Source organism: Burkholderia sp. E168m22, from assembly GCF_001319805.1.
Classification (GTDB): Bacteria; Pseudomonadota; Gammaproteobacteria; order Burkholderiales; family Burkholderiaceae; genus Burkholderia; species Burkholderia orbicola.
In genome coordinates this window covers 83,817-103,429 of sequence record NZ_BBSK01000101.1, presented here as the reverse complement: position 1 = coordinate 103,429, position 19,613 = coordinate 83,817, and the positions used below count along the sequence as shown (strand labels likewise).

The following is a 19,613-nucleotide window of genomic DNA, read 5'->3' as shown; positions in this document are numbered from 1 at the left end:
TCACGACACCGGGCCGGCGCGAACGGCACCTGCCCGGCCGACTGGAGAATCCTTGATGAAAATTTCCGTGCTCGTTCCGACCTACCGGCGTCCCGCCGACCTCGCGCGCTGCCTGCTGGCGCTGCAGCGGCAGCAGCGGCTGCCCGACGAGGTGATCGTCGTCGCGCGCCCGGAGGACGACGCCACGCACGAACGGCTCGCCGATCCGGCGGTCGGCGGCGCGCTGCCGCTGCGCATCGTGCCGGTCGACGTGGGGGGGCAGGTCGCCGCGCTGAACAAGGGGCTCGACTCGGCGAACGGCGACATCGTCGCGATCACCGACGATGATGCGGCGCCGCGCCCCGACTGGCTTGCGCGCATCGAAGCCGTATTCCAGGCCGATCCGCGCGTGGGCGCGGTCGGCGGACGCGACTGGGTGCACGAGAAGGGCCGCCTGCTCGACGAATCGCGCGAGCTCGTCGGCCAGCTCACGCTGTCCGGCAAGATCATCGGCAATCATCACCTCGGCGTGGGCGGCGCGCGCGAAGTCGACATGCTCAAGGGCGCAAACATGAGCTATCGACGCGCGGCGATCGAACGGCTGCGCTTCGACACGCGGCTGCGCGGCGCCGGCGCGCAGATGCACAACGACATGGGCTTCAGCATGCACGTGCAGCGCGAAGGCTGGAAGCTCGTCTACGACCCGGCGATCGCGGTCGATCATTTTCCGGCCGAGCGCTTCGACGACGATCGGCGCGATGCCGCGTCGCTGAACGCGATCAGCAACGGCGCGCACAACCTGCACCTGATCCTGCGCGAGCATCTGTCGCCGCTCCGGCGCGAGATCGCGTGGTGGTGGTGGGCGCTGGTCGGCACGCGCGTCTACCCGGGCTTCGCGCACCTGCTGCTGGCGCTGCCGACCGCGCGGCGCGCCCGCGTGCTCGCGCACTGGCGCGCGGTGCGCCGCGGCGCCCGCGATGCGCGTCGCACCAACCTTGCCCCCCACCGTGCGGCGATGCCGCCGGTGACGTCTTGAACGGCCTGCGCGCACCGCGCGCGGCCACATCCGGAGGGCTCGCATGACCACGAAGGCTGCAACCCAAGTCCACGTCCATCTGTTCTATGGCGCCGATCCGCGTACCTACCGGAAGGGCGACGACATCGGCTGCCTGTACGGCTATCACCACGCCGAATCCGACGAATTCCGGTTGACCTATTCGCAGGACGTCGGCGAGAACCGCGTCGTGAGCGTCGCGCGCCGCGCGCTGAAGGCGGCGCTCGGCTTCGACATCGTGCATGCGTGGCGCAATCGCGCGGCGCTGCTCGCGACCGACGTGATCTGGACGCACACCGAGCAGGAGCATCTGGCCGCCGCGCTGATCCTCAAGCTCGCCGGCGCGCAGGGCAAGCGCCCGCTGCTGCTTGCGCAGAGCGTGTGGCTGTTCGACAAGTGGGGCAGTTTCGGCGGCCCGCGCCGCTGGCTGTACCGCAAGCTGCTCGCGCGCGCCGACGCGCTGACCACGCTCGCCCGCGACAACGCCGACCTGTGCCGACGCTATCTCGGGCGCGAAGCCGAATTCGTCTATTACGGGCTCAACACGCAGGATTTCCCGCCGGTCGAGCCGCGGCAATGGCAACCGAACCGGCCGCTGCGGATCGCGGCGATCGGCAACGACCGCGACCGCGACTGGCGCACGTTCCTCGCCGCGTTCGGCGGCGACGAACGCTACGAGGTGCGGCTCGCGACGCGCCGCCGCGTGCCGCGCGAATGGCATGCGCCGAACGTGAAGATCGGCCCGGCGTCGGGGCTCGCGAAGCAGCACGAGCTGTACGCGTGGGCCGACGTGATCGTCGTGCCGCTGCGGCCGAATTTCCATGCATCGGGCATCACGGTGATACTCGAGGCGGCGGCCGTCGGCAAGCCGATGATCGTATCCGACGTGGGCGGCCTGAGCGACTATTTCCCGCACGATACGGCCGCCTATGTGCCGGCGTTCGACGCGCAGGCGATGCGCCAGGCCGCCGACCGCTTTGTCGCCGACCCGGCGGCGGCGCTCGACTGCGCGCGGGCGGCCGCCGCCTGCCTGCGCGAACGCGACCTGACCACGCAGGCGTTCGCCGAGCAGCACGTGCGGATCACGCGCGACATGCTGCGCCGGCGCCGCACGCCCGCGCCGGCCGGCGTCGCGATGCCGCTCGCCGATTCGAGCGCGTCGTCGCAGTGAGCGCGGATCGATGAGTACGATTGCCGCCGAACGCGCGCCGTCGCGCGCCCGCAGCTGGTTCGCCGAGCCGAAGCACTGGGCCGGGCAGGCCGGGCTGTGGGCGTTGACCGCCGCGCTGATCGCCATCCACCAGGGCAAGGTGCTGACGCTCGCGTTCCCGGTGCTGGCCATCGGGGTCGGCATCTGGCTGTATTTCAAGAGCCCGGCACGCTACGTGGGCTTCATGTGGTGGGTGTGGTTCCTGAGCCCGGAAGTGCGGCGCCTGGCCGACTGGTCGAAGGGCGCGTTCACGCCGACGAGTTTGATCCAGGTCGCGCCGCTCGCGGTGACGATGATCGCCGGCCTGGGGCTCGTCAGGCATTACCGCGTGCTCGCGCAGCGGCGCGGGATTCCGGTGCTGCTGATCCTGTTCGGGCTCGTGTATGCGTACCTGGTCGGGATCGTGTCGAGCGGCGTGATGGCCGCGACCTACGACCTCGCGAACTGGCTGTACCCGATCCTGATCGGCTTTCACATCATGGTGAACGCGCGCAACTATCCGGAGTATCGCGACGTGCTGCTGTCCACCTTCATGTGGGGCATGCTCGTGATGGGCCTGTACGGCGTCGTGCAGTATTTCGTGATGCCGCAGTGGGACGTGCTGTGGATGGTCGGCTCGCAGATGGGCTCGCAGGGCGAGCCGGTGCCGTACGGCGTGCGTGTGTTCAGCACGATGAATTCGTCCGGGCCGTTCGCGTTCGCGATGATGGGGGCACTGGTATTCGTGCTGGTCGCGCCGCAGAAGATCCGCTGGTTCGCGGGCGCGGCCGGTTTCGTGTCGTTCGCGCTGTGTCTCGTGCGCTCGACCTGGGGCGGCTGGGTGATCGCGCTCGCGATCCAGCTCGTGCAATCGAGCAACCGCGTGCGGATGCGGATTCTGATCAGCGGCGTCGTGCTGGTCGGGCTGTGCGTGCCGCTGCTGACCGTCGGGCCGGTGGCCGACCGGCTCGGGGCGCGCCTGCAGTCGATCACGAACCTGAAGGACGACCGCAGCTACGACGACCGCAACAAGTTCTACGCGACCTTCGCGCAGACGGCGTTTACCGACGTCGCCGGCGAAGGGATGGGCGCGACCGGCGCGTCCACGAAGCTGTCGAGCGACAGCGGCGAACTCGGCAAGTACGGCAGCTTCGACAGCGGCGTGATGAACGTGCCGTTCGTGCTCGGCTGGCCCGGCACGCTGCTGTATCTCGCCGGCGTCGTGATGCTTTTCGGCCGCACGCTGCGCGCGGCGTTCAAGCTGCGCAAGGACAAGTTCGTCGGCGCGTGCCTGAGCCTGTGCCTGTCGACCTTCGCGATGCTCGTGTTCACGAACTCGCTGATCGGCACCGGCGGCCTGCTGATGTTCACAGCCATTTTTTCGATACTTGCCGCGGCGCACTGGCAGAAGGCGCAACGCCTGCTGGCCGCCGCGCGTTCACGGGGAGGCGACCATTGAGAATCGCGATCGTCACGCACGTCGTGCGACATAACGACGGGCAGGGCCGCGTCAATTACGAAATCGCGCGCGCGGCGCTGGCCGAGAACTACGAGGTCACGCTGGTCGCGTCGCACGTCGCGCCCGAACTGCTGGCCGACCCGCGCGTGCGCTGGGTGCCGGTGAAGGTCGGCGGCTTCTGGCCGTCGAATCTCGTCAAGCAGCAGGTGTTCGCGCTGAAGAGCGCGGCCTGGCTGCGCGCGCACCGCGGTGAATACGACGTACTGCACGTGAACGGCTTCATCTCGTGGATCAAGGCCGACGTCAATACCGCGCACTTCGTGCACGGCGGCTGGTTCAAGAGTCCGTACTATCCGTTCGGGCCCGCGAAGGGGCTGTGGTCGGCCTACCAGTACGTCTACACGCGCGTGAATACCGTGCTCGAGCGCTGGGCGTACAAGCGTTCGCGCGCGATCACCGCCGTGTCGCAAAAGGTGGCCGACGAGATCGCCGGGCTCGGCATCGACAGCCGCAAGATCAGCGTGATCTACAACGGTGTGGACGGCAGCGCATTCGCCGGCGCGCAGGCCGATCGCGCGGCGTTCAAGCTGCCGGACGACGCGTTCCTGCTGCTGTTCGTCGGCGACCTGCGCACGCCGCGCAAGAACCTCGGCACCGTGCTGAAGGCGCTGACGAAGCTGCCCGCCAACGTGCATCTGGCGGTGGCCGGCTATCTGCCCGGCAGCCCGTATCCGGAGGAGGCGCGCGCGCTCGGCATCGATTCGCGCGTGCATTTCCTCGGGCTCGTGAAGAACATGCCGACGCTGATGCGCTCGGTCGACGCGTATGTCTTTCCGTCGCGCTACGAAGCGATGAGCCTGTCGCTGCTGGAGGCGATGGCGGCCGGGCTGCCGGTCGTCACCGCGCGCACGGCGGGCGGCGCGGAAATCATCACGCGCGAATGCGGGATCGTGCTGGAGGACCCGGACGATCCGGCCGCGCTCGCGCAGGCGATCGGCGCGCTCGCGGCGTCGCGCGACACCTGCCGCGCGATGGGCGACGCGGCCCGCGAACTGATGACCCGTTTCGGCTGGGCGCACATGGGCGCCCAGTACGTCGCGCTTTACCGGCGCATCGGCCAACCCACGCAGCCGTCCGCCTTCGAGCGGGTCGAGCATGCAATCACGCAGGAGCAACCGTGATGTCCCACTCTTCCCGGCCGATCAAATCGTTGCAGATCGGCATGCACTGGTTTCCCGAACGCGCGGGCGGCCTCGACCGGATGTACTACTCGCTCGTCGGCGCGCTGCCCGGCGCGGGCGTCGAGGTGCGCGGGCTCGTGGCCGGCTCGCCGAAGGTCGCCGACGACACGGGCGGGGCGATCCAGGGTTTCGGTCCCGCGTCGGAGCCGCTCGCGCGCCGGATGCTCGCCGCGCGGCGAGCGTTGCGCGACGAGATCCGCAGCGCGCGGCCGGACGTGATTTCGTCGCACTTCGCGCTGTATACGTTCCCGGGCCTCGACGTGACGCGCGGGATTCCGCAGGTGTCGCACTTCCAGGGGCCGTGGGCCGACGAAAGCCAGGTCGAGGGCGCCGCGTCGCTCGGGCAGCGCGCGAAGCGCTATCTCGAGCAGGCGGTGTATACGCGCTCGTCGCGGCTGATCGTGCTGTCGCAGGCGTTCGGCCAGATCCTGACGAACCGGTACGGGATCGATCCGTCGCGCGTGCGCGTGATTCCCGGCTGCGTCGATACCGCGCAGTTCGACACGCCGCTCACGCCCGCCGAGGCGCGGCACAAGCTGCAACTGCCGCAGGACCGGCCGATCGTGCTGGCCGTGCGCCGACTCGTGCGGCGCATGGGGCTGGAGGACCTGATCGATGCGATCGGCATCGTCAAGCGCCGCCACCCGGACGTGCTGCTGCTGATCGCCGGCAAGGGCAAGATCGGCGAGGAACTGCAGCAGCGCATCGACGAAGCCGGGCTGCAGGACAACGTGAAGCTGCTCGGCTTCGTGCCCGATCACCATCTCGCGGCGCTGTACCGTGCGGCGACGGTCAGTGTCGTGCCGACGGTCGCGCTCGAGGGCTTTGGGCTGATCACGGTCGAATCGCTGGCGTCCGGCACGCCGGTGCTGGTCACGCCGGTCGGCGGGCTGCCGGAGGCGGTCGCCGGGTTGTCGAACGATCTCGTGCTGCCGTCGACGGGCGCGGATGCAATTGCCGAAGGGCTCGGCGGCGCGCTGTCGGGTGCGATCGCGCTGCCCGATGCGGCCGCATGCAAGCGTTATGCACGCGATCATTTCGACAATGCGGTGATCGCGCGGCGCGTGGCCGGCGTGTACGAAGAGGCGATCCAGGCGGCAGGTTGAACGTTCGCGGCGCGCACCGTGTGCGTCGAACCCCGGCGGGACCACAGCGGGACCGAAGCGGAACCGACATGCGCCGCGACGTTGCCGGCGCGCCCGCTTCCATGCCGCGGCGATGCCCCAAGCCGAACCGCAGCGGAACCGAAAGCCCGATCGGCGCGCGTGCGCGGCCGCTTCGCATGCCGGCCGCCAGCCGAGGGCGGGCCGGCGTTTCCCGTTCGATCCGCACAGCCGGCGCGCCTCATGCGCGCCGCAGCTGGCCCCACACGCCGAGCACGGCCACTCGCCCCCGCGCGGAGCACGGAGACCGCATGGCCGCGCGCCTCACGCGCGCCGCAGCGTCGCCACCCACACCCCGAGCGCGGCCACGCTCACCCCCGCGCCGAGCACGCAGACGCCGGTCCAGCCGGCGCGCGCATACATCATCGTCGCCGCGATCGCACCGAGCCCGCTGCCGGCCGAATAGAACAGCATGTAGCAGCCGACGAGGCGCGCATGCGCATCGGGCCGCGCGCCGAGAATCATGCTCTGGTTGACGACGTGCACGGCCTGCCCGCCGACGTCGAGCAGCACGATGCCGACGACCAGCCATGCAATCGACGTATTGCCGAACGCGAGCGGCAGCCACGCGCACGCGAGCAGCGCGAGTGCCGCGCCGGTCGTCGCCTCGCCGCGCCCGCGATCCGCGAGCCGGCCCGCGCGGGCCGCCGCCGCTGCACCCAGCGCGCCGACGAGGCCGAATGCGCCGATCTGCGTGTGCGACATCGCGTGCGGCGGCGCGCTCAGCGGCAGCACGAGCGCGCTCCAGAAGATGCTGAACGCCGCGAACATCAGCAGTGCGATCGCGCCGCGCACACGCAGCACGCGTTCGTCGCGCAGCAGCGACACCATCGAGCGCAGCAGCGCCGCGTAGCCGATGCGTGTGCGCGGTTCGCGCATATCGGGCAGCAGCCGCGACAGCACGACGAGCATCGCGATCGCGAGCGCACCCGACACGAGATAGACGGCCCGCCACCCCGCGATGTCGGTGACGACGCCCGCCAGCGAGCGCGCGGCCAATAGTCCGACCACGACGCCGCCTTGCGCGGCGCCCACCACGCGCCCGCGTTCGCCCGCACCGGCGAGGGCGGCCGAGCACGCGATCAGCCCTTGCGTCATCGCGGTGCCGAGCAGCCCGATCGCGACCATTCCGGCCAGCAGCGCGCCACGCGTCGGTGCAGTGGCCACGCCGATGCAGGCCGCGCTCAGCAGCACGAGCTGCACGGCGATCAGGCGCTTGCGGTTCAGCAGGTCGCCGAGCGGCACGACGAACAGCAGCGCGAGCGCGCAGCCGAGCTGCGTCGCGGTGATGACGCCGCCGACGGCGGCCTGCGACACGCCGAAATCCCGTGCGATCGAATCGAGCAGCGGCTGCGCGTAGTAGACGTTCGCGACGCTCGCCGCGCAGCAGACGGCCAGCAGCGCGACGCGTGCCGACGACAGGCGGCCGTCCTCGGCCGGATGGATCGCGTCGGTCGACGCGTTCGATGCAACGGTGCCGGAATGACAGGACGATTCCATGGTTCCTCGCGCAATGTAGTTGCAATTTGAAACTAGGTTGGAGTGTAGGGAAAGTAGTTTTAAAATGCAACTTGTTGGGTGGCGGGCCTGAGGCCCGCGCACGGATGGCCGGCATGCCCGCGAAGGCGGCCGGCACGATTGCGGAGAGAAAGATGGCCAGGCAGAAAAGTCTTGCGGATTCGCCGTGCCCGGTGGCGCGCGCGACCGATATCGTCGGCGATCGCTGGGCGTTGCTGATCGTGCGCGATGCATTCGACGGCGTGCGCCGCTTCGGCGATTTCCGCGCGAGTCTCGGCGTCGCGAGCAACATCCTGTCCGACCGGCTGAAGATGCTGGTGGACGCGGGCGTGTTCGACGTCGTGCCGGCGTCGGACGGCACCGCGTATCAGGAGTACGTGCTGACGAAAAAGGGCGAAGGGCTGTTTCCGGTCATCGTGATGCTGCGGCAGTGGGGCGAGGCCAACCTGTTCGCGCGCGGCGAGCGGCATTCGGTGCTGGTCGATCGCGGCACCGGGCGTGCGATCCGCAAGCTCGCGCTGCGGCACGACGACGGCCGGCCCGTGAAGGCGGCCGACACGGTCGTCAGGAAGGTCGACGACGAGGCGAGCGCGACACGGCGATGAGCATCAGGCGCGATGGCCCGACCGGCCAGCAGCTCCCGCGTTGTATCTGGGAAATACCTGTCTCGATCCCGATGCACCCGACACGCTGCACGGGCCGCATCCGCGCTTGCAGTTCATGGTGATTCAGGCGAGCCGCGGTGGGCACGTGAGCCACTTCGGGCGTAACGTCTTTCCATGGCGTCACCTGATCCAGCCCGACCCCGGCGACGCATGACCGCACGCGCTCAATCGTGCGCCGACAAGGTCTGACGCGACCGCGGCGCACCGCGATCCGCATCGGTCCGCACGCGGGTCGCGAGCAGCGCGGCCGCGACCAGCAGCGCGACCGACACGACGGTTTCGATCCGCAACCCGCTGACGACCTGCGCTGCACCGCCGCCGCCGGCGAGCGCACCGAACGCCGCGACGCCGATCGCGCCGCCGGCCTGCCGCGCGGTATTGAGCACGGCCGACGCGATGCCGGCCCGCTCGGGCGCGACCGAGGCGAGTACGGCCGTCGTCATCGCGGGCACCGCGAAGCCCATGCCCGACGGAATCAGCAGGAACGGCACCAGCAGCACGCCGAGCGGCGTCGCGGCATCGACGAAATGCAGCGACCCGTAGCCGAGCGCGGCGACGAGCGCGCCGGCCACCATCGGCACGCGCGGGCCGTGGCGGGCGACGACGCGTCCGCTCGCGAGATTCGACAGCAGGAAGCCGCCGGTGAGCGGCAGGAACGCGAGCCCGGCCTGCAACGCCGATTCGCCGCGTGCGCGTTGCAGGTACAGCGCGAGCACGAACACGGTGCCGTAGTACGTGAGGTTCACGCAGATCCCGAACAGCACGGCCGTGCTGAACGCAGGGTGGCGGAACAGCGACAGCGGCAGCATCGGCGTGGCCGTACGCGATTCGACCGCGACGAACGCGAGCGCGGCCAGCGCCGCCAGCACGAAACCGCTGGCCACGACGGGATGCGTGAAGCCGAGCGGCCGCCATTCGATCACGGCGCCGGTCAGCACGGTCAGCATCGCGATCGCGATGAACTGGCCGCGCGGATCGAGCGAACGGGTCGAGCGCGCCGGGGCAGCCTGCTCGCGGCGCGCCGGCACCCACGCGAACGTGGCGGCGAGCCCCGCCGCACACAGCGGCAGGTTCACGAGGAAGATGCCGCGCCAGCCCCACGCGGCGATCAGCAGGCCGCCGACGACCGGGCCGGCCGCGATCGCGATCGACCCGGCCGCCGTCCACCCGCTGACCGCACGGGCGCGCAGGCGCGGGTCATGCCGGCACGCGTCGTTGAGCAGCGCGAGCGAATTGGGCAGCATGGCCGCGGCGCCGACGCCTTGCAGCGCGCGGGCCGCGATCAGCATCGCGGGCGCGACGGCGGCGCCGCACGCGAGCGACGCGAACGCGAACAGCAGGAGGCCCGCGACATACAGGCGGCGTGTGCCGAAGCGGTCGCCGAGCGCGCCGGCCGACAGCATCAGCACCGCGAACGCGAGCGTGTACGCATCGACGACCCATTGCAGGCCGGCCACCGGCAGGTGCAGATCGGCGGCGAGATGCGCGAGTGCGATATTGACGATGGTCACGTCGAGCTGCGTGACGACGAACCCGATGCTGACGGTGGCGACGATGCGCGCCAGCGCGGGCGGGAAAGCGGGGGACGGTGTGGTCGTATCCATGCGTCCATCGTAGGCGGCGACGGACATTCGATGTTTCAGCGGGACGTGAAGCGTCGATACGCGGCCCGTGCGCGGCGATTAACATGGCAATGCGGCGGGCGCATGCCACCGCGCACATCGACTTTCGACAGGCCTGTCCGGATGACTCCCTCGAACCTGACGACGCGCGACGCGCAGATCGCCGATCACGCGGACATCGCACGGCTGATGCACCAGCTTGGCTACGATGCGACCCCCGAGATGATCCGCGACAAGCTGGCAACACTGCTGCCGAGCGCGGTCGACCGCATCCTGGTCGCGACGATCGCGCATCGCGTGGTCGGCTGCATCAGCCTGCATGCGCTTGCGCTATTTCACGCGCATGGCAATCTCGGGCGCATCACGAGTCTGGTCGTCGACGAAAGCTGTCGCGGGCAGGGTGTCGGCGGCGCGCTGATCGCAGCGGCGCACAGCTGGTTCGAGTCGGTGGGGTGCGTGAAACTGGAGGTGACGAGCGGCGACCATCGGCTCGATGCGCACCGCTTTTACGCGCGGTACGGCTTCATGCGGGACGGGCAGCGGCTGTCGAAGCGCGTCCGGCCGTGATGCCGGGGCGAGCGGCCGTCGCATCCGCCATCGCGGGAGAACCGGCGCCGCTTGACCGTTCAGTGCCGTTCGCCGCGCCAGCGTCCCGGCGCCACGCCGAAGCGCTTCGTGAACGCATGCGTGAACGTGCTCTGATCCGCGAAGCCGACGCTGCCCGCGATGTCGACGAGCGCATGCCGGCCGTCGGCGAGCAGCACGACGGCCGCGTCGAGCCGCAGCCGCTGCAGGTAGCGATGCGGCGTTTCGCCGAAGGCGTCGACGAACAGTTGATGAAACCGGCGCATCCCGTAGCCGCAGTGCGCGGCGAGATCGGCGATGCGCAGCGGGTCGGCGAGCCGCGCGCGCAGCCAGCGGTCGATGCGCGCGAAATCGAGGCCCGACGCGGGCGCGGCGATGCCCGCATCGTCGAGCAGTGCGTCGCACAGGCGTGCCGCGGCCTGCCACTGGAAACGGTGCGCGGCGGCCTGCCGTGCGTCGCCGTCCGGTGCATCGTGTTGCGCGGCCGCCGCCGCGACCTGCGCGACGAGCGACGTGAGCGCCGGGTCGATCGACACGGCGCGCGCATGGTCGAACAGTCGCTGAGGCACCGCGAGCGACGCGGCGGGCAGGTCGATCACGAGCTGGCGATTGTCGCCGAGGCCCGCGTAGTCGTGGCGCGCGCCGGCCGGAATCAGCCAGGCCGCGTGCCGGTCGATGCGACGGCCGATTCCGTCCACCGCCATCACCATCGCGCCGTCGACGCCGAGCACGACCTGGTGGAAGTCGTGCACGTCCGACGCTTCGCACGTGTCGTAGCGGCGCAGCGCGATGGCGGGGGAGGCGATGCGTTCCATCGGAAGGAAACGGCCGGATGCGGGGTCAGACGTCGAGCAGTTCGACTTCGAACACGAGCGTCGCATTCGGCGGAATCACGCCGCCTGCGCCGCGCGGGCCGTAGCCGAGTTGCGGCGGGATCGTCAGGCGACGCACGCCGCCGACCTTCATGCCCTGCACGCCTTCGTCCCAGCCCTTGATGACCATGCCGCCGCCGAGCACGAACGCGAACGGGTCGTTGCGATCCTTGCTCGAATCGAATTTCTGACCGTCGGTCAGCCAGCCCGTGTAGTGGACGCTGACGGTCTTGCCGGCTTGCGCTTCCGCGCCGGTGCCTTCGGTCAGGTCCTCGTACTTGAGGCCCGATTCGGTCGTGATGACGGACATGATTTCTCCTGAAAGAGGTTGCGTGAAACCGCTATTGTAGGCGAGCGCGCAACGGGCCGGCGCGCGTGGATTTCGTGCCGCCGTACGCGTGTCGGCAAGCGTGGCGGAGCGCCGCGCGCGGGATCGCCCGACACGCAATTGGAACGCGCGTTTGAATTTTTCGCGAGCCGCGGGCCCAAGGTTGCACCACGGCAGTGCGCTGCGCGTATGAATCGATGTGGCCGGCTCATGTACAGCCTGCTGCACGATCATTGCCCGATCTCGCGAAAGACCCGCCACACGGGGCTTGCGGGCCGATCGCCGGGCGCCGCACTGCATCCGGCACCTCGCCCTGACGCGCACTCCCGCGTTCGAATCCCGACCCGTCGGCGCGTCGTTCGAGCGCCGTTTTTTCCGCGTTGCCGACCGTGCCCTGTTTGGAAGCGCGCATCTACCGCGCGGCTTGCGTGTGCCGGCGCGTGCGGCCTATCTTTACATCTGTCGATGTCATGATTTTGGCGGCGCGCGCTGCGCCGCCCGGACTGGCGCCGGCCGCGTCGGACGATGCGCCGGGCCGTGCCGCAACAGGAGAACGATGCAATGAAGTCAGCCGCTTCCGCCACCGCAGCCGGGATCATGCCGGTGCGCCGCGACCTGCGCTTCGACCTGCCGGTCGAGCGCGCGAAGGACTGGCATGGCCTCGGGTCGCACGTGACCCATTTCTTCAACGCGCTGTCGCTGCTGTTTCCGGCCGGCGAGCGCTTCTTCATGGATTCGGTGCGCAACTATCGCGACCGGATCGACGATCCCGTGCTGAAGCAGCAGGTGCTCGGCTTCATCGGCCAGGAGGCGATGCACACGCGCGAGCACATCGAATACAACGAGCTGATGCAGGCGAACCGGCTGCCCGCGCGCAAGCTCGACCAGCGCGTGTGGACGGTGCTCGGCTACATGAAGCGCAAGCTGCCGCATTCGGTACAGCTCGCGCATACGGTGGCCGCCGAGCACTACACGGCGATGCTCGCCGACTGGCTGCTGCGCGACCCGACGCGCCTCGACGGTTCGGTCGAAGGCTACCGGCAGATGTGGATCTGGCACGCGCTGGAGGAAACCGAGCACAAGGCCGTGTCGTTCGACGTGTGGAATGCCGCGATGAAGCCGGGGCTCCGCCGTTACCTGATCCGCATCGGCGTGTATCTGCTGACGACGCTGACGTTCTGGCCGACCGTGTTCCTGATGCATGCGACGCTACTGTGGCGCGATCGCGGCGCCGGCCATCACGTGCGCGGCATGCTGCGGATGATCGCGTTCCTGTACGGGCCGCGCCGCGGGCTGTTTCCGCGCATCGCCGGCGAATGGCTGAGCTTTTTCCGGCCGGGCTTCCACCCGTGGGATCACGACAATCACCATCATCTCGCGCGGGTCGACGCACTGGCCGCCACCTATGGCGAACACGGCGGCACGCCGGCCGGCCGCGGTCGCGCGAACGCACCGGCGCCGCTCGCATCGGGCCGCTGACCCGGCCGTCCCTCGCCCCACCCACTCGGCGGGGCGCCGCGCATGTTGCGTGCGTGCATCAGCCCGCTTCTTCCGACGATTGACGAAAATCAACCGGAACCGGTTGCACGGGCGCCCGCGTGCCCGGCCGACCGGTTGCGCGCGCATGCGCCGCCGCCGCTGGTCATGCGTGCGCCGCGTCGTTCGCCATCGCCGTGCGCCAGTACCGGCGCGGCTTTGCGCGCTCGGCGCCGGTCCTCGCCGGTCGCGCACGGCGCCCGCCACCGGGATAACACCCATCTAGCCGCGGGCCTGCCGCATCGATATACCGTTCATGGCAACGTCGACCTCCGGCGCGATTCATGCGAAGGGGGATTTTATTCGGACGGAAATACGGCCAATATGTCGGTTCGATCGTGTCCGTCGTACGCGGCGGCGAGCCGGCGCGCGATACCAACGCCAAGCGGGGAACAACGATGGTTGCAAGGTCACCCGACGCAAACGGGCCGGCGGCGCCCGAGATGACGGACGTGTCCGTCACCGCTCCCGAGGCCGGCCGCAAGCTGTTCGTGATCATGCGCACGCCGGACGAGCCGTTGCTGGCGCAACTGCGCGGGCTCGGCTGGGAGATCACGGTCGCGAAGACGGCCGGCGCCGCGCAGAACATGACCTGCGGCGTGAGCGTGGCCGCCGGGCTGGTCGATTTCACCGGGTTCACGTCGCGCGACTATCCCGCGCTGAAGATGTGCCTGAGCCAGCCGGCGATCGGCTGGATTTCCATCGCGCAGGCCGGCATCACGATCGGCCCCGCCGTGCGCGAGCTGATCCGTAGCTATTGCTTCGATTACGTGACGCTGCCGCTGCCGTACGAATGGATTTCGCACGTGCTCGGCCATGCGCGCGGGATGGCCGCGCTCGATCGCGTCGATGGCGCCGCCTATGCGGCGTCGATCGGCGAACACGGGATGATCGGCAACTGCGAGGCGATGCAGCAGCTGTTCAGCACGATCCGCAAGGTCGCGAAGACCGACGCGAGCGTGTTCATCTCGGGCGAGTCGGGCACCGGCAAGGAGCTGACGGCGCTCGCGATTCACGAGCGCTCCGGCCGCGGCAAGGGGCCGTTCGTCGCGATCAATTGCGGCGCGATTCCGCATCACCTGCTGCAGTCGGAACTGTTCGGCTATGAACGCGGCGCGTTCACCGGCGCGAACCAGCGGCGCGCGGGCCGGATCGAATCGGCGAACGGCGGCACGCTGTTTCTCGACGAGATCGGCGACATGCCGGTCGAAAGCCAGGCGAGCCTGCTGCGCTTCCTGCAGGAGGGCAAGATCGAACGGCTCGGCGGCCAGGAATCGATCGTGGTCGACGTGCGGATCATCTCGGCCACGCACGTCGATCTCGACGGCGCGGTCGAGGCCGGGCGCTTCCGCGCGGATCTCTATCACCGGCTGTGCGTGCTGCGCATCCACGAGCCGCCGCTGCGCGCGCGCGGCAAGGACATCGACATCCTCGCGCACTACGTGCTGCAGAAATTCAAGGCCGACAGCGGCCGCAAGATCAGCGGCTTCACGTCGGCCGCGCTCGACGCGATGCGGCGCTACGAGTGGCCCGGCAACGTGCGCGAACTGATCAACCGCGTGCGGCGTGCGATCGTGATGGCCGAGAGCCGGCTGCTGACGCCGCACGATCTCGGACTCGATACGCCCGGCGAAACCGAACCGGTGACGCTCGAGCAGGCGCGGGCGCTGGCCGAGCGCACCGCGATCGAGAACGCGCTACTGCGCAACGACCACCGGATCAACAAGGCCGCCGCCGAACTCGGCATTTCACGCGTGACGCTCTACCGGATGATGATCGAGCACGGGCTGAACGATCACGACAACAACGGCGGCAACGGCGGGAATGGCGACAGCGGCGGGCACGACGGCGCGCCGTCGGGCGACGCGGGGCATCAGCGCGTCGGCTGAGCGGCGGGTGCGAGGCGTGTGATGCGTGCGGACCGCTTCAGCGATAGGTCCACAGCCGGTGCAGCACGAACGTGACGGGCGGCACGCACAGCACGACCGCGACGATGCTCCACGCGCGCGCGAGCCCGAGCGCGTCGGTGCCGTGCGCCAGCAGCATCGTCACGGCCAGGCCGGCCATCGCGACCGCGAGAAAGCGCACGAAGTTGCCCCACGTCACCGGCGACGAAAAACTCCACAGCGTGTTGGCGAGATACGAGAACGCGGTCGAGCAGACGAACGCGGTCGCGTTCGCGATGACGGGCGTCGCGTCGAACAGCGCGAACATCGCGGCGGCGATCAGCGCATGCAGCGCGGTCGAGCCGACACCGGACACGCCGAAGCGGATCAGCCTGGCGCGCTCGGCGGCATGGAAGGTACGGATCATCGTGGGCGGTGGTTTGCGTGAAGTCGCGTGAGATCGCGTGAAGCGGTGTCGCAGTATAGCCATGCGATCGGCGGCCGCGTCCAGCGTCCGGCAGCGACGTGCGGTGCGCGTTGCCGCCAGCGCCGGCATGTAAAGCGCATGAAACATTTCGTGTGGATCGCCGGGCGGATTGCCGCGACGAAACGGGTCGTTCGGCCATCCCGCCGCCGGTAAAAATTCCGCGCTCCATTGTTCAGCCTTATTCCGCAAGGCCCCGCCGTCGCAGGGCCGGCGCCCGCCGTTGCGCCGACGTTTCAGTTTCGTAACTTCCTGCATGCCACGCCCGTTCCGGCCGCCAGCCGGCCCGGCCGCCGCCTTGTCCGGCCGGGCTCGCGTCGCGCTGGCCCGGTCCTTGCAAAGAGAGACGTGCGAGAGTCGACGACGCGAGGTCCTCCGGTCAGGCAGCGAAAGCTTTCCGTACCGGCCAGGACGCGGTCCGCGGGGATGCGGCGGTCGGGCGCGGTGCAGCAGCCGCGTCACGGCGAGCACGGAACGTCGTCGGCTGATCGCCGGAGCATCGGCATCGTCCGGTTGCCGGAACCAACATCAGACAGCAAACGGGGTAGAAAAATGATCGATCATCACACGCCGCGGTCCGCAGGCCGCGATCGCAGTGATTCGGGACATCGCCGTTCGAGCATCGCGCTTGCAGCGGACCGGCATGCCTCGACAGGCCATCTCTCCGCGCCCGGTGCGAGGCGGATCCGGCTGGTTGCCGGTCATCCGCGCCGGGTCGGCACTTTCCTGCACGCGAACCCGATCCGCATGGGCATGTGCGCACGGGCGCCCGTGCCGCGCCGCCCGGTTTTCGCCTATTGAATCGATCCGCACGACGTCCGTTCGCGTCGCATGTCGTTGCCGCGAAGGATCGATATGCAATCCGAACGATGACGCGAAGCGTCGTGCCGCGCGCTGCGGACGACGCAAGAAACAGGCATTCGATGAAACGGCGAACCACGCGCCGCCGTTGCCATCCGGTTGAAGGGGAGGGGCGGTCGGACGCGCGCGACGGAAGCAGTCATCCGTACGCGCGCGACGCCGTTTTTCAACCGCCGTAGATGTCGAAGTCGAAGTACTTCGATGCGAGCCGCTTGTAGGTGCCGTCCTTGACCATGTCGTGGATCGCGCGGTCGATCTTCGCCTTCAGGTCGGTGTCCTCCTGGCGCAAACCGATGCCGGCGCCGATGCCGAGCACCTTTTCGTCGACGAGCTCGGGCCCGACGAACGTGTAGTTCGCGCCGCGCGGCGATTTCAGGAACCCGATCGCGGCCTGCACTTCATCCTGGAGGGCCGCGTCGAGGCGGCCGGCGATCAGGTCGGCATACACGCCGTCCTGGTTCTGGTACGACACGACGTTCGCGCCTTGCTTGCCCCAGTACGCCTTCGCATACGTTTCCTGCGTCGTGCCCTGCTCGACGCCGATCGATTTGCCCTTCAGCGATGCGGCGGTCGGCAGCAGCGACGAGCCCTTCTTCACGACGAGCCGCGTCGGCTGGTTGTAGATCTTCGTCGTGAAGCCGATCTGCTGCGCGCGCTGCGGCGTGATCGACATCGACGACAGCACCGCGTCGAACTTCTTCGCCTTCAGCGCCGGAATCATCCCGTCGAAATCGTTCTCGAGCCACACGCATTTGGCCTTCAGGCGCGCGCAGATCTCGTTGCCGAGGTCGATGTCGAAGCCGACGAGCTTGCCGTCCGGCGCCTTCGATTCGAACGGCGCGTAGCTGGCGTCGGTGCCGAAGCGGATCGTGGTCCAGTCCTTCGCGACGGCGGGGCCTGCGGATACCGCGAGCAGGGCGATCGAAACAGCGGCAATCAGTCTCTTCATGGTGCGTTCCTTGGCATGGTGCATCCGGTTTCCGTGCGACATGGTCTCCACGGACACGACCCGCGCCGTGACGCGGTGTCCGCCCGGCCATTAAGGCAGAAAATAAAATAAGAGTCCAGAATGGACAAAAAATATCGATTTGTCGGACGGGCTTGACGATCGTTGGGTGCGACCCTTGCAAAAATACGAGAATGGACTAATCTTGTTAGTAAATTCGTTTCGAGACTAACCGTCATGTCACAGCCCGCCTATGAATCGCATTCCGCCTTGCCGCACGCTTCGGTCGCGCAGATGTCGGCGGCCGGCCTGCGTGCGTTTTTCAACATCGCGCGCGACTGGGAACTGACGATCGACGAGCAGATCGTGCTGCTCGGGTCGCCCGGCCGCTCGACGTTCTTCAAGTGGAAGGCCGCGCCGGAATCGGCGCGCCTGCCGCGCGATACGCTCGAGCGGCTGTCGCTCTTGCTCGGTATCTACAAGGGCTTGCAGATCCTGCTGCCGCAGCCCGCTGCGGCCGATGCTTGGGTCAAGCGGCCCAACGATGCGGCGCCGTTCGGCGGCAAGCGCGCGCTCGACCGGATGCTGGCCGGCAACGTCGGCGACCTGGTGGCCGTGCGGCAATATCTCGATGCGATGCGGGGTGGCTGGGCGTGACGACACCGATCGAAGTCACCCGGTGGCCCACGACCACCGTCGACTGGGCGCCCGCCTATCGCGTGATTCCCACCCGTTTTCCGGCCATCAACCTGTTCGACCGCGTCGCGTCGGCGGACGATTTCGACGCGCTCTACGCGCTCGAATCGCTGACCAACGACCGCATCCGCAACGAAGTCGGCACGCTCGAGCTCGTGCCGCCCGCCGAGCGCCGCTACGGGCAGGGCTGGGGGCCGATCATGGCCGCGTTCACGCACCTGAATCCGCTGGGTAGCCGCTTTTCGGACGGCAGCTACGGCGTGTTCTACTGCACGCGCTCGCGCGATACGGCGATCGCGGAAACGCGCTATCACAGCGGGCTGTTCCTCGCCGCGACCAAGGAGCCGCCGATGCGCCAGCAGATGCGGCTCTATACCGTGCTCGCGCACGGCGACGTTGCCGACGTGCGCACGTGGCCGCAGCGCGATCCCGCGTTGCTGGACCCGGTCGACTACAGCGCGGGGCAGGCATTCGGCCGCGCGGTGCGCCAGGCGGGCGGCGCGGGGATCGTCTATCCGTCGGTGCGCGACCCGCGCGGCGAATGTCTCGCCGCATTCCGCACGACGCTGCTGCGCGACTGCCAGCATGCGGCCTATCTCGAATACAACTGGAACGGCTCGGCCGTCGATGCGGTGTTCGAACTGAATCAGGTCGGCTAGCGTTTGCTTGGCCGGGCGCGGCGGGCGTTGCATTGCGCGGAGCGGACACCGACCGGCCCGTCACGGCAGCGGCCAGTCGCCCGCGTGGCGTTCGCGCGCCTCGGCCTGCGTCATCGACCACGTGCGGCCGGTGCGCGGCTCGGCGAGCGTGAGGCGCCCGGCCGGCGCGAACGCACCCGTGTCGATGAACCATTGCGCGCCGATCCGTTGCGGTTCACGCACCGGCGTGTGCCCCGTGCAGGTCAGCGACAGTCCGGCCTGCCGCGCCGGATCGGCGAGCCCCTGGATCAGATCGCGGCCCCAGATCAGCCGCTCGCGCACGTCGTGCGGATAGCTGCCGGTATCGAGCTCCGCATCCGAGCCGAAGAATTCCGCATGCAGCACGTTGAAGCGCGCCGGGCCGTCGCCGATCACGCGCACGAGCGGCAGCGCGTCAACGCGTGCCGCATGCGCGTGCAGCCGTTCCGGCGGCAGGTCGGCGCCCCAGTCGCCGCCGATCCCGCGCCACGCGTCGGGCGGCAGCTTGCCGCGTGCGACGAGGCTCAGCACTTCCTCGTGATTGCCTCGCACGACGTGGCACCACGGCCGGTCGAGCAGGTCCAGCGCGGTTTCGGAGGCCGGGCCGCGGTCCACGAGATCGCCGACCGAGAACAGCCGGTCGCGGGCCGGATCGAAGCGGACGTCGTGCAGCAGCGCGCGCAGCACGTCCACGCAGCCGTGCAGGTCGCCGACGACGAAGTCGCGGCCGGCCGGGTTCGCGGGATGGCGGCAGAGCAGGGCGGTGGCGGTCATCCCCTTATCTTAGGCGCTCGTGCCCATCGCCACGTCACGACGGAATGGCGATAATCGGGGCGCGTTACCCGCCGGCGC

The 19,613-nt window shown here is 69.2% G+C and carries 20 protein-coding genes; 13 read left to right on the top strand and 7 right to left on the bottom strand.

From position 1 onward, the window contains the following. The first annotated feature begins 55 nt into the window (after positions 1-55). From AP428_RS23040 to AP428_RS23020, 5 genes are read left to right on the top strand one after another with little or no spacing between them, the layout of a single operon-like run. Positions 56-1,015, top strand: a complete 960-nt coding sequence (locus tag AP428_RS23040; protein WP_011548194.1) for a glycosyltransferase family 2 protein — start codon at positions 56-58, stop codon at positions 1,013-1,015. A 43-nt stretch (positions 1,016-1,058) separates the two neighbouring features. Beyond that, positions 1,059-2,204, top strand: a complete 1,146-nt coding sequence (locus AP428_RS23035) for a glycosyltransferase family 4 protein (RefSeq protein WP_011548193.1) — start codon at positions 1,059-1,061, stop codon at positions 2,202-2,204. 10 nt (positions 2,205-2,214) lie between these two features. Then, positions 2,215-3,681, top strand: coding sequence for an O-antigen ligase (locus AP428_RS23030; protein WP_011548192.1), 1,467 nt, complete (start codon positions 2,215-2,217; stop codon positions 3,679-3,681). After that, entirely contained in the window at positions 3,678-4,862 is a 1,185-nt protein-coding gene (locus AP428_RS23025; protein ID WP_011548191.1) for a glycosyltransferase family 4 protein, read from the top strand. Before AP428_RS23030 ends, AP428_RS23025 begins: the two co-directional genes overlap by 4 nt. After that, positions 4,862-6,028, top strand: a complete 1,167-nt coding sequence (locus AP428_RS23020) for a glycosyltransferase family 4 protein (protein ID WP_011694671.1) — start codon at positions 4,862-4,864, stop codon at positions 6,026-6,028. Before AP428_RS23025 ends, AP428_RS23020 begins: the two co-directional genes overlap by 1 nt. Positions 6,029-6,349: 321 nt before the next feature. Here AP428_RS23020 and AP428_RS23015 read toward each other — a convergent pair whose 3' ends face one another. Next, positions 6,350-7,585 (bottom strand): MFS transporter, encoded by a 1,236-nt coding sequence (locus AP428_RS23015; protein ID WP_011548189.1) that lies wholly within the window; start codon positions 7,583-7,585, stop codon positions 6,350-6,352. 152 nt (positions 7,586-7,737) lie between these two features. Here AP428_RS23015 and AP428_RS23010 point away from each other — a divergent pair, with 152 nt between their 5' ends. Together AP428_RS23010 and AP428_RS36820 are read left to right on the top strand one after the other, a co-directional pair. After that, positions 7,738-8,208 carry a helix-turn-helix domain-containing protein gene (locus AP428_RS23010; RefSeq protein WP_011548188.1) on the top strand — a complete coding sequence of 157 codons (471 nt, stop codon included), beginning with the start codon at positions 7,738-7,740 and terminating at the stop codon, positions 8,206-8,208. A gap of 40 nt (positions 8,209-8,248) precedes the next feature. Then, a complete protein-coding gene (locus tag AP428_RS36820; protein ID WP_155123311.1) occupies positions 8,249-8,422 on the top strand; it encodes a hypothetical protein in 174 nt (57 codons plus the stop codon). Positions 8,423-8,432: 10 nt separating this feature from the next. Here AP428_RS36820 and AP428_RS23005 read toward each other — a convergent pair whose 3' ends face one another. After that, complete coding sequence (locus AP428_RS23005) at positions 8,433-9,872, bottom strand: MFS transporter (protein WP_041489414.1); 1,440 nt, start codon at positions 9,870-9,872, stop codon at positions 8,433-8,435. Positions 9,873-10,013: 141 nt separating this feature from the next. Between AP428_RS23005 and AP428_RS23000 the strand changes: the two genes are divergently transcribed. Then, entirely contained in the window at positions 10,014-10,457 is a 444-nt protein-coding gene (locus AP428_RS23000; RefSeq protein WP_011548186.1) for a GNAT family N-acetyltransferase, read from the top strand. Positions 10,458-10,516: 59 nt separating this feature from the next. Here the strand turns inward: AP428_RS23000 and AP428_RS22995 are convergent, their stop codons facing one another. Beyond that, complete coding sequence (locus tag AP428_RS22995; protein WP_011548185.1) at positions 10,517-11,290, bottom strand: AraC family transcriptional regulator; 774 nt, start codon at positions 11,288-11,290, stop codon at positions 10,517-10,519. A 25-nt stretch (positions 11,291-11,315) separates the two neighbouring features. Continuing rightward, a complete protein-coding gene (locus AP428_RS22990) occupies positions 11,316-11,657 on the bottom strand; it encodes an FKBP-type peptidyl-prolyl cis-trans isomerase (RefSeq protein WP_006479474.1) in 342 nt (113 codons plus the stop codon). A 579-nt stretch (positions 11,658-12,236) separates the two neighbouring features. On the opposite strand from AP428_RS22990, the gene AP428_RS22985 reads away from it, so the two are divergent. Further along, the gene (locus AP428_RS22985) at positions 12,237-13,154 is read left to right on the top strand and encodes a metal-dependent hydrolase (protein ID WP_011548184.1); all 918 of its coding nucleotides are present in this window, start codon (positions 12,237-12,239) and stop codon (positions 13,152-13,154) included. 455 nt (positions 13,155-13,609) lie between these two features. Further along, positions 13,610-15,100 carry a sigma-54 dependent transcriptional regulator gene (locus AP428_RS22980; RefSeq protein WP_011548183.1) on the top strand — a complete coding sequence of 497 codons (1,491 nt, stop codon included), beginning with the start codon at positions 13,610-13,612 and terminating at the stop codon, positions 15,098-15,100. A 37-nt stretch (positions 15,101-15,137) separates the two neighbouring features. On the opposite strand, the gene AP428_RS22975 is transcribed toward AP428_RS22980, so the two are convergent. Next, complete coding sequence (locus tag AP428_RS22975) at positions 15,138-15,524, bottom strand: GtrA family protein (RefSeq protein WP_011548182.1); 387 nt, start codon at positions 15,522-15,524, stop codon at positions 15,138-15,140. A gap of 609 nt (positions 15,525-16,133) precedes the next feature. Here AP428_RS22975 and AP428_RS35695 point away from each other — a divergent pair. Further along, positions 16,134-16,382 carry a hypothetical protein gene (locus AP428_RS35695; protein WP_074803957.1) on the top strand — a complete coding sequence of 83 codons (249 nt, stop codon included), beginning with the start codon at positions 16,134-16,136 and terminating at the stop codon, positions 16,380-16,382. 226 nt (positions 16,383-16,608) lie between these two features. On the opposite strand, the gene AP428_RS22970 is transcribed toward AP428_RS35695, so the two are convergent. Then, positions 16,609-17,391: an ABC transporter substrate-binding protein gene (locus AP428_RS22970; RefSeq protein ID WP_011548180.1), complete on the bottom strand. Its 783-nt coding sequence runs from the start codon at positions 17,389-17,391 to the stop codon at positions 16,609-16,611. A 234-nt stretch (positions 17,392-17,625) separates the two neighbouring features. Between AP428_RS22970 and AP428_RS22965 the strand changes: the two genes are divergently transcribed. Beyond that, entirely contained in the window at positions 17,626-18,045 is a 420-nt protein-coding gene (locus AP428_RS22965; protein ID WP_011548179.1) for an MbcA/ParS/Xre antitoxin family protein, read from the top strand. Further along, positions 18,042-18,743, top strand: coding sequence for an RES family NAD+ phosphorylase (locus AP428_RS22960; protein ID WP_011548178.1), 702 nt, complete (start codon positions 18,042-18,044; stop codon positions 18,741-18,743). Before AP428_RS22965 ends, AP428_RS22960 begins: the two co-directional genes overlap by 4 nt. Positions 18,744-18,803: 60 nt before the next feature. On the opposite strand, the gene AP428_RS22955 is transcribed toward AP428_RS22960, so the two are convergent. Further along, entirely contained in the window at positions 18,804-19,535 is a 732-nt protein-coding gene (locus AP428_RS22955) for a metallophosphoesterase (protein WP_011548177.1), read from the bottom strand. Positions 19,536-19,613: the final 78 nt, after the last annotated feature.

Excerpts from the sequence above, each read along its gene's own strand:
- AP428_RS23015 (WP_011548189.1), bottom strand. The coding sequence starts at position 7,585 with ATGGAATCGTCCTGTCATTCCGGCACCGTTGCATCGAACGCGTCGACC.
- AP428_RS23010 (WP_011548188.1), top strand. The coding sequence starts at position 7,738 with ATGGCCAGGCAGAAAAGTCTTGCGGATTCGCCGTGCCCGGTGGCGCGC.
- AP428_RS22965 (WP_011548179.1), top strand. The coding sequence starts at position 17,626 with ATGTCACAGCCCGCCTATGAATCGCATTCCGCCTTGCCGCACGCTTCG.
- AP428_RS22990 (WP_006479474.1), bottom strand. The coding sequence starts at position 11,657 with ATGTCCGTCATCACGACCGAATCGGGCCTCAAGTACGAGGACCTGACC.
- AP428_RS22975 (WP_011548182.1), bottom strand. The coding sequence starts at position 15,524 with ATGATCCGTACCTTCCATGCCGCCGAGCGCGCCAGGCTGATCCGCTTC.
- AP428_RS22970 (WP_011548180.1), bottom strand. The coding sequence starts at position 17,391 with ATGAAGAGACTGATTGCCGCTGTTTCGATCGCCCTGCTCGCGGTATCC.
- AP428_RS23020 (WP_011694671.1), top strand. The coding sequence starts at position 4,862 with ATGTCCCACTCTTCCCGGCCGATCAAATCGTTGCAGATCGGCATGCAC.
- AP428_RS23005 (WP_041489414.1), bottom strand. The coding sequence starts at position 9,872 with ATGGATACGACCACACCGTCCCCCGCTTTCCCGCCCGCGCTGGCGCGC.
- AP428_RS23030 (WP_011548192.1), top strand. The coding sequence starts at position 2,215 with ATGAGTACGATTGCCGCCGAACGCGCGCCGTCGCGCGCCCGCAGCTGG.
- AP428_RS23040 (WP_011548194.1), top strand. The coding sequence starts at position 56 with ATGAAAATTTCCGTGCTCGTTCCGACCTACCGGCGTCCCGCCGACCTC.
- AP428_RS22980 (WP_011548183.1), top strand. The coding sequence starts at position 13,610 with ATGGTTGCAAGGTCACCCGACGCAAACGGGCCGGCGGCGCCCGAGATG.
- AP428_RS22955 (WP_011548177.1), bottom strand. The coding sequence starts at position 19,535 with ATGACCGCCACCGCCCTGCTCTGCCGCCATCCCGCGAACCCGGCCGGC.
- AP428_RS23035 (WP_011548193.1), top strand. The coding sequence starts at position 1,059 with ATGACCACGAAGGCTGCAACCCAAGTCCACGTCCATCTGTTCTATGGC.
- AP428_RS23000 (WP_011548186.1), top strand. The coding sequence starts at position 10,014 with ATGACTCCCTCGAACCTGACGACGCGCGACGCGCAGATCGCCGATCAC.
- AP428_RS22995 (WP_011548185.1), bottom strand. The coding sequence starts at position 11,290 with ATGGAACGCATCGCCTCCCCCGCCATCGCGCTGCGCCGCTACGACACG.
- AP428_RS22985 (WP_011548184.1), top strand. The coding sequence starts at position 12,237 with ATGAAGTCAGCCGCTTCCGCCACCGCAGCCGGGATCATGCCGGTGCGC.
- AP428_RS35695 (WP_074803957.1), top strand. The coding sequence starts at position 16,134 with ATGATCGATCATCACACGCCGCGGTCCGCAGGCCGCGATCGCAGTGAT.